Below are 8,170 nucleotides of genomic sequence, written 5' to 3'. Positions count from 1 at the left end.
TTAAAGAAGCGATGGAAGGAACCGATGTTCGAGTAAATGAGTTTACGGTGGCACCACAAATTAATCCAAAAGAAGGTTTACCTTATCACGAATGGTTCATTGAATTCGATTCTGAAGTGTCGGAAGAACCCAAGAATTTAGAAGAATTTGCGTTACAAATTGATGCTGCCATGCGCAAACAGAATGTATATTATGACGATTTGATTGTTGGCAATGTGTTGCGAACGCTTGTTATTACAAAAGTTTTAAAAAACGGTTTTCAAGAATACATGAAATCTAAAGGCAAACTTGGCGGACAAAATAAATTACCGAGATTAAGTAACGATCGAGCTATTGCGGAATTTTTTGAGAAAATAGAATAAAGATGAAAGAAAATAGATTGATTTTATTTTTTCTAGTTGTTAGCCAATTTGCGCTTTCACAAATCAAAGGCGTGGTCAAAGACAGTCTTTCTGGCGAACCGATACCTTATGTGAATATTTGGGTGGAGAACGAAACTATTGGAACAATTTCTGAAATTGACGGAAGTTTTGTTTTAACGACTTCATCTGATAAAAATATTGTTTTTTCGATTTTAGGATATAACAAAAAAACACTCAAAGCCAATCAAACCGAAATAGTTTTATTAAACCCTACCATTTTTGATCTAAAAGAAATGGTAATTCTAAACAAGAAAGAAACCAAGCAAGTTGAAATTGGCACAATTAAAAACAGCACTTTTCAAGCTTTTGATAATGGACCAAAAGTAGAAGCTAAGTTTTTTCCGTATGATAAATCGTACAGCAAAACTAGATTCATTAAAGAAGTTACCATTTTTACCGATAGCCGAATTGATAATGCTACAATTAAATTACATTTTTACAGTGTAGATGATAACGGAGCGCCTGGAGAAGAATTGTTGACCAAAGATTATATAGTTACTTTAACCAAAGGGGTTATTAAGCACAAATTTAATTTAAGCCAATTTGATTTAGAATTCCCAAAAAACGGACTTTTTGTGGCGTATGAAAAGCTATTAATTGAACAAAATAAACAAGGAACAAAGTATCAACCTTATGTGCTTTATAATTATGTTGCTCGAGATTTTTTCTACACCTATTCTTATGGAAAATGGCAAAAGGAAGCCGCAGATTATCCTCAAAAATTAGGTATAAACGAGCCAGCAATTAACCTTATATTATCTAACTAAAATAAAAATTGTAACTTTGCAGGTTAGAAAAACAAAACATTAATGAAAGACATTAAAAACATTTCGCGCTCTAGAGCGCAAGAGTCCTCAGCAGCTATTGAGCGACTGTACATTACCATGAGACATTTATTTAACAGAGGTTTTTATAAACCAATGGGTGTTTCAGGAGAAACTTTACGAGAAGCACTATTAGCGCTTCGACCAGAAATTTACGGCTCCATTGCCGAAGAAAAAGTAGAATTAAACGGATTGCTTTATGTTATTGAACGATTACCAGTGGGGATTGAACAATGCCGTTACATCAATTTAACCTCAGACGAAGGCTATTCAAGCTCTCATTTTAAAGCAATCGTTCCACCAAAAAGAAGAAGAAATTGTTACCGCATCGATGACGAGCAAATGAACATTGAAATTACTCGCGGTCGATCTGATATTTATGACATTTTAACCCATTTAACCTTTATTTTTATTGAATCACACAAAATAAAAAATCGGGTTTTAATTGATGAAGAAGGTAGATTTACCCGCGATTGGGAAAAACTAGAACAAGTTGTTTTACAAAACAAGAAACTAACATTAGTTGACAGAGAAAAAGCGATTTCTCATGTTTCAAATATTTTAGGAAGAACTTTTGCAGATGTAAAGGAAATTTATAATGACTTTGGAATCACCGAAACACCAGAGCGTTTTTTACACATCGTTTATTGGTTAGGAAAACTTGCTATTGAAGAAGTGGTTGATAATAATAAGAGAACCATAACGTTTAGTCCGATATTAAGAGAACGATTAGGGCATCATATTTATGGCGAAATTTGGGCCAACAACATTAAAGAAGTATTGGTTCAAAACCAATTGATTGAACGACCAATTCATATTATTAGTGCGAATATGCACAGTGTAATGAATTCTATTTTTGCCGAACCGGTATTAGGAAAAAAATACAAAGAAGCAGCTGATTTTCAGATATTTGAAGATTTAAGTAGTTCAAATAATAAAGAGTTACGCAAGAAAGTGGAAGATTTAGCGTTATCACAAGGTATGATTTCGTTGCCAGACACATCAGGAACAAATATTGACGTACAAATTTTTGACACGGCGAAAATAGATCTTACAAAAACTGCTTTTGCAAATGCAAATTTAAGCGATAACAAACCGGTATTAATTGTAATGGATTATGCTTTTGGAGAGCAAGCTTATGAAACTATTGATGAGTTATTGAAACCCTACAAAACACATAAAGGAAAGATTTTCATGAATGTAGAATCGGTTTCAATAATGGGTAAAGCAGGCATTTTAGAAGGAGGAAAAGGGGATATTATGATTCCAACCGCTCATGTGAATGAAGGAACGGCAGACAATTATTTCTTTGAAAATGAATTAACAGCCGAGATGCTTAAAGGACATGACATTCCTGTTTTTGAAGGACCCATGATTACCGTTTTAGGAACTTCTTTACAAAACAGAGATTTGTTGAAATTTTTCCACGAGTCAACCTGGCAAGCCATAGGATTAGAAATGGAAGGAGCCTATTATCAAAAAGCCATCCAGTCTGCTTCAAGAATTAGAAAAAGTATAAATCCAAACGTAAAAGTACGTTATGCCTATTATGCCTCAGATAACCCACTTGAAACCGGAAGTACATTAGCCTCTGGTGGATTAGGCACAACAGGGGTAAAACCCACATATTTAATAACGATCAAGATTATAGAACAAATTTTTAATGTAAAATAAAAAGTATGAGTACAAATTCTCAAGACCAAGAAATTGATTTAGGACAAATAAGTAAAGGAATTCAAAACTTTTTTCAAGGTGTAATTAATTCTTTTTTTAACTTTATTTTCTTTCTAAAAAAGAAGATTATTATTGTGTCCTCCCTTTTTGTTATAGGTTTAGCCTTAGGCTATTTTTTAGATAAAAATGGTTCGTATACTCAAGATATTTTAGTGATTCCAAATTTTGAAAGTAATGAGTACTTATACAAAAAAATTGATTTTTTAAATTCTAGAATAATTGAAAACGACACTGTATTTTTTAAAAGTATAGGGATTTCAAATTCAGAAATAATAGGAAAACTAGAAATAAAAGCTATTAATGGTGTTTTTCAATTTGTTAATCAAGGAGGCGAAACAAAACAAAATTTTGAATTACTTAAATTGATGGCAGAAGAGGGTAATATTCAAGAAATTGTAAAAAGCGATGTAGCAAGTAAAAATTATTATCTGCACAACATAACATTTAAAACTTCAGAGAAAGCTAGTCAAAAAGGTATTATTAATCCTATTTTGAATTATTTACAAGACAATAATTTTTATAAAATTCAACAAAAAATATATCAAAAAAACAATGACAATAAAATTCAATTTAATGACTCGTTAATTGTTCAAATAGATAAATTGATTTTAAATTTATCAAACAACAAAGGCGGAAACATTTCCTTTTCAGAAGAAAAAGGCATTAGTGAGCTTATTAATAAAAAAGATCAATTAATTAAAGAAACGCAGAGTTTAATTATAAATCGAAGTTTGTTTGAAGAAATAATTAAAACACAAAATGTTTCAATTAATAATATTAACACAAAAGGGCTGAACCATAAGATGAAATTATTTTTACCTATATTGTTTATAATTTTGTATGTAATTATATATAATTTTATTGTGCTCTACAAAAAACAAATGATTAGAATTAAAGAATAATGCACACTATTTTAGTAACCGGTGGAGCTGGGTTTATTGGGTCAAATTTTATACCCTATTTTATTGAGAACAATCCAAATTATCATGTAATAAATTTGGACTTACTTACTTATGCTGGTGATTTAATAAATGTATCAGAAGTTGAAAACCACCCAAGATATACTTTTGTGCAAGGTGATATTTGTGATAGAAATTTTATAGAAGAATTATTCCAAAAATATCAATTCCACCATGTGATTCACTTTGCCGCCGAAAGCCATGTAGATAATTCGATTTCTGGTCCAGAAGCTTTTATTAAAACCAATGTTCTAGGCACATTTAATTTATTAGATACAGCAAGAAAACTTTGGATGTCTGCGCCAAATCAATATAATCCAGATTTTATAAACGCACGTTTTCATCACGTTTCTACCGATGAGGTTTATGGAACATTAGGTGAAACAGGTTTGTTTGAAGAAACCACGCCTTATGCGCCAAATAGCCCTTATTCTGCATCAAAAGCTGGTTCAGACATGATTGTTCGTAGTTATTTTCATACCTATGGAATGAATTTAGTAACAACTAATTGTTCTAATAATTATGGCCCAAAACAGCACAATGAGAAATTAATTCCTACTATAATAAGAAAAGCACTTAAAGGTGAAAATATTCCCATTTATGGCGATGGAAAAAACGTACGTGATTGGTTATATGTTTTAGATCATTGTAAAGGAATTGAGTTAGCATTTAAAACTGGAAAATCTGGTGAAACATATAATATTGGAGGAAGAAACGAACGAAATAATTTATATATAGTTGATACAGTTTGTTTAATTTTAAATGAACTTCAACCAAAATCTGAAGGAAAATATCAAGATCAAATTACGTTTGTAACTGATAGACCTGGGCACGATTTGCGTTATGCTATTGATGCTACTAAAATTGAAAACGAATTAGGCTGGAAAGCAGATGAAAATTTCGAAACAGGAATCAAGAAAACAATTATTTGGTATTTAAAAAAGTTTCAGGTTTAAAGTTAAACCTCCCTGAAACTTTAAACAAAATAAACTAAAAACATGAAAGGAATTATATTAGCAGGAGGATCAGGAACACGCTTACACCCGTTAACTTTAGCGGTAAGCAAACAATTAATGCCTATTTATGATAAACCTATGATTTACTACCCATTATCCACATTGATGTGGGCAGGAATCAGCGAAATATTAATAATATCAACACCTCACGACTTACCATTATTCCGTCAATTGTTAGGCGACGGAAAATCATTGGGTTGTAAATTTGAATATGCGGTTCAAGAACACCCAAATGGTTTAGCCGAAGCATTTATAATTGGGAAAGAATTTATTGGAAACGATAAAGTAGCATTGATTTTAGGAGATAATATTTTCTATGGTACAGGTTTAGCCGAATTATTACAAGAAAACAGCAATCCAAGTGGCGGCATTGTTTATGCATATCATGTGCAAGATCCAGAACGTTATGGAGTAGTTGAATTTGATCAAGACGGAAAAGTACTATCTATTGAAGAAAAGCCAACACATCCAAAATCAAATTATGCGGTACCCGGAATTTATTTTTATGATAACTCAGTGGTTGACATTGCCGCAAACATTAAACCGAGTCATCGAGGTGAACTAGAAATTACAGACGTTAACAAAGCGTATTTAGAACAAGGAAATTTAAAAGTTTCTATTTTAGATAGAGGAACCGCTTGGTTAGATACAGGAACATTTCAATCGTTAATGCAAGCCGGACAATTTGTACAAGTTATAGAAGAACGCCAAGGGTTAAAAATTGGCGCTATCGAAGAAGCTTCTTATAAAATGGGATTTATTAACGCAGACCAATTAAAAAAAATAGCCGAACCATTATTAAAAAGTGGTTATGGAAAACACTTAATGAGCTTAATCTAATTAGCCAATTATCAATATTCAATGTGTCAATATTTTTTTTAAATTGACATATCGTCTAATCGACACATTAACTATATGAAATTTATAGAGACAAAACTTAAAGGATGTTTTATTCTGGAACCAAAGATAATCAAAGATGAACGTGGTTATTTCATGGAAAGTTTTAATGAAAAAACTTTTCAGGAAGGAATTGGACAAAAGTTGACTTTTGTTCAAGACAATCAGTCATTTTCAACTAAAGGTGTTTTAAGAGGATTGCATTATCAGCGCGGCGAACATGCACAAGCTAAATTAGTACGAGTGTTACAAGGTGAAGTTTTAGATGTTGCTGTAGATTTAAGACCTGATTCTAAAACCTATGGACAATATGAATCAGTGGTGCTTTCGGCAGAAAATCAATTGCAGTTTTTTATGCCGAGAGGATTTGCACACGGATTTTTAGTACTAAGCGAAACAGCTACATTTTTTTATAAGTGCGATAATCTATATAATAAAGAAAGTGAAGCAGGATTAATATTTAATGACCAAACTCTAAATATCAATTGGAATTTCCCTTTCAAAGATTTGATCATTTCAGATAAAGATCTAGTTCTGCCCACATTACAAAACTGCAATAAAGTATGGTAGTACTCGTAACAGGCGCAAACGGTCAATTAGGACAATCCATCAAGTTTATTGCTAATAAATATCCTACGATTCAGTTTATTTACACTGATTTTCATGAAATGGATATTACAAATATCGAAAGTTGTACCAACGCTTTTTTAAAATATAAACCACAATTTTGCATCAACACTGCTGCTTATACAGCTGTTGACAAAGCCGAAAGTGAACCCGAAAAAGCACATTTAATTAATAGTATAGGGCCCGAAAATTTAGCCAAAGTTTGCAAAGAATACGACACTATTTTACTTCACATTTCTACAGATTTTATTTTTGATGGCACTTCAAAAACACCGTATTTAGAATCTGATCTTCCAAATCCCCAAAGTGTGTATGGACAAACTAAATTAGAAGGCGAAATTGCTATTCAAAATACATGGGAGAAACATTTTATAATTCGCACTTCTTGGGTTTATTCACAATTTGGCACAAATTTTATGAAAACCATGTTGCGATTGGCTTCTGAAAGAGACAGTTTATCTGTAGTTTCAGACCAAATTGGCACACCTACAAACGCTGTTGATTTAGCTGAAGCCTTACTTACAATCATACAATCACCCATCACCCATCACCCATCACCCACCACCTTCGGTATTTACAACTTTTCCAATGAAGGGCAATGTTCTTGGTACGATTTTGCGGCAGCAATATTTCATCAGAAAGAAATAAAAATTGATTTAAAACCTATTCCAACTTCGGCTTATCCAACACCGGCTAAAAGACCAGCATACAGTGTTTTGGATAAGAAAAAAATTAAAGACACATTCAATATTGAAATTAGCGAATGGAAAGCAAGTTTAGTAAAAAGTATTAATCAATTGTAACTTCATGAAAAAAACAATAGTACTCTTTTGTTTTACTTACTTTTTATCATTTTCACAAGAAAAAGCATCAACCTATTTTGATGTGCAAATTTTCAGAGGAAATATTTACAAACATACTAATGATATTGGGCATTTAATTACAGGTCATCCCGATGGTTTTTTGTTAAGTTATAACTGGAAAACGTTTGGTAAAAAAGAATGGCAACGCATATATAATTATCCAGATTATGGAATTTCTTATCATTATTTAGATTTTAAAAACCAGTACTTAGGGTTTAATCACGCAATTGGAGTGCATTATAACTTTTATTTTTTTAAACGACAATTAATGTTCAGAATTTCACAAGGAATAGGCATCACATCTAATCCTTATGATAAAGAAACCAACAATAAAAACAACGCTTTTGGAACTAAAATAATGGACAATAATTACTTTTTATTACAATATAAGAAGGAAAATATTATTGATAAAATAGGATTTCAAGCAGGTTTTATGTTGACCCATTTTTCAAACGGAAGATTTAAAGCGCCCAATAGCGGAATTAATACGATTGCTTTTAACATAGGATTGAATTATAACTTTAACGAAAAGCAAGAATTTATTATCGATTCTTTACCTTCATCAGCAACTTACAAAGAACGAATTAAATATAATATTGCATTTAGAACTGGTGTTTCTGAAGGACCAGTTCCACACATTGGCCAACGTCAGTTTTATCATGTTGGTTTATATGCTGATAAAAGAATTGGAAGAAAAAGCGCGTTACAATTAGGAACAGATATTTTCTTTTCGCGCTATTTAGAAGATTATATAAAGTTTGTATCAGTTGCATTTCCTGAAGGCCATAAATCATACACCGCCCCAAATACCGATTATAAACGAATTGG

9 protein-coding genes are annotated in these 8,170 nt (G+C 31.8%); all 9 read left to right on the top strand.

What is annotated here, in order from left to right; genetic code table 11:
• A partial coding sequence (locus ACIQZC_RS07275; RefSeq protein ID WP_396138573.1) for a GH3 auxin-responsive promoter family protein occupies positions 1-362 on the top strand: 362 nt, incomplete at its 5' end.
• 2 nt (positions 363-364) lie between these two features.
• Positions 365-1,189, top strand: coding sequence for a carboxypeptidase-like regulatory domain-containing protein (locus tag ACIQZC_RS07270; protein WP_396138572.1), 825 nt, complete (start codon positions 365-367; stop codon positions 1,187-1,189).
• A gap of 42 nt (positions 1,190-1,231) precedes the next feature.
• On the top strand, positions 1,232-2,920 hold the full coding sequence (locus ACIQZC_RS07265) for a DUF6909 family protein (protein ID WP_396138571.1): 1,689 nt from the start codon (positions 1,232-1,234) through the stop codon (positions 2,918-2,920).
• Positions 2,921-2,925: 5 nt separating this feature from the next.
• Positions 2,926-3,882 (top strand): hypothetical protein, encoded by a 957-nt coding sequence (locus ACIQZC_RS07260; RefSeq protein WP_396138570.1) that lies wholly within the window; start codon positions 2,926-2,928, stop codon positions 3,880-3,882.
• Positions 3,882-4,895, top strand: coding sequence for a dTDP-glucose 4,6-dehydratase (gene rfbB / locus ACIQZC_RS07255; RefSeq protein ID WP_396138569.1), 1,014 nt, complete (start codon positions 3,882-3,884; stop codon positions 4,893-4,895). The genes ACIQZC_RS07260 and rfbB overlap by 1 nt, the downstream gene beginning before the upstream one ends.
• A gap of 42 nt (positions 4,896-4,937) precedes the next feature.
• Complete coding sequence (gene rfbA, locus ACIQZC_RS07250) at positions 4,938-5,795, top strand: glucose-1-phosphate thymidylyltransferase RfbA (RefSeq protein ID WP_396138568.1); 858 nt, start codon at positions 4,938-4,940, stop codon at positions 5,793-5,795.
• Positions 5,796-5,870: 75 nt separating this feature from the next.
• Positions 5,871-6,422 (top strand): dTDP-4-dehydrorhamnose 3,5-epimerase, encoded by a 552-nt coding sequence (rfbC, locus tag ACIQZC_RS07245; protein WP_396138567.1) that lies wholly within the window; start codon positions 5,871-5,873, stop codon positions 6,420-6,422.
• Positions 6,416-7,282: a dTDP-4-dehydrorhamnose reductase gene (rfbD, locus tag ACIQZC_RS07240; protein WP_396138566.1), complete on the top strand. Its 867-nt coding sequence runs from the start codon at positions 6,416-6,418 to the stop codon at positions 7,280-7,282. Before rfbC ends, rfbD begins: the two co-directional genes overlap by 7 nt.
• A gap of 4 nt (positions 7,283-7,286) precedes the next feature.
• On the top strand, positions 7,287-8,170 hold an 884-nt coding region (locus tag ACIQZC_RS07235), incomplete at its 3' end, for an acyloxyacyl hydrolase (RefSeq protein ID WP_396138565.1).

This window comes from Flavobacterium sp. (genome assembly GCF_044338735.1).
Classification (GTDB): domain Bacteria; phylum Bacteroidota; class Bacteroidia; order Flavobacteriales; family Flavobacteriaceae; genus Flavobacterium.
The sequence above is the reverse complement of the archived record's forward strand: the minus strand, read 5'-3'. Positions and strand labels throughout refer to the sequence as shown.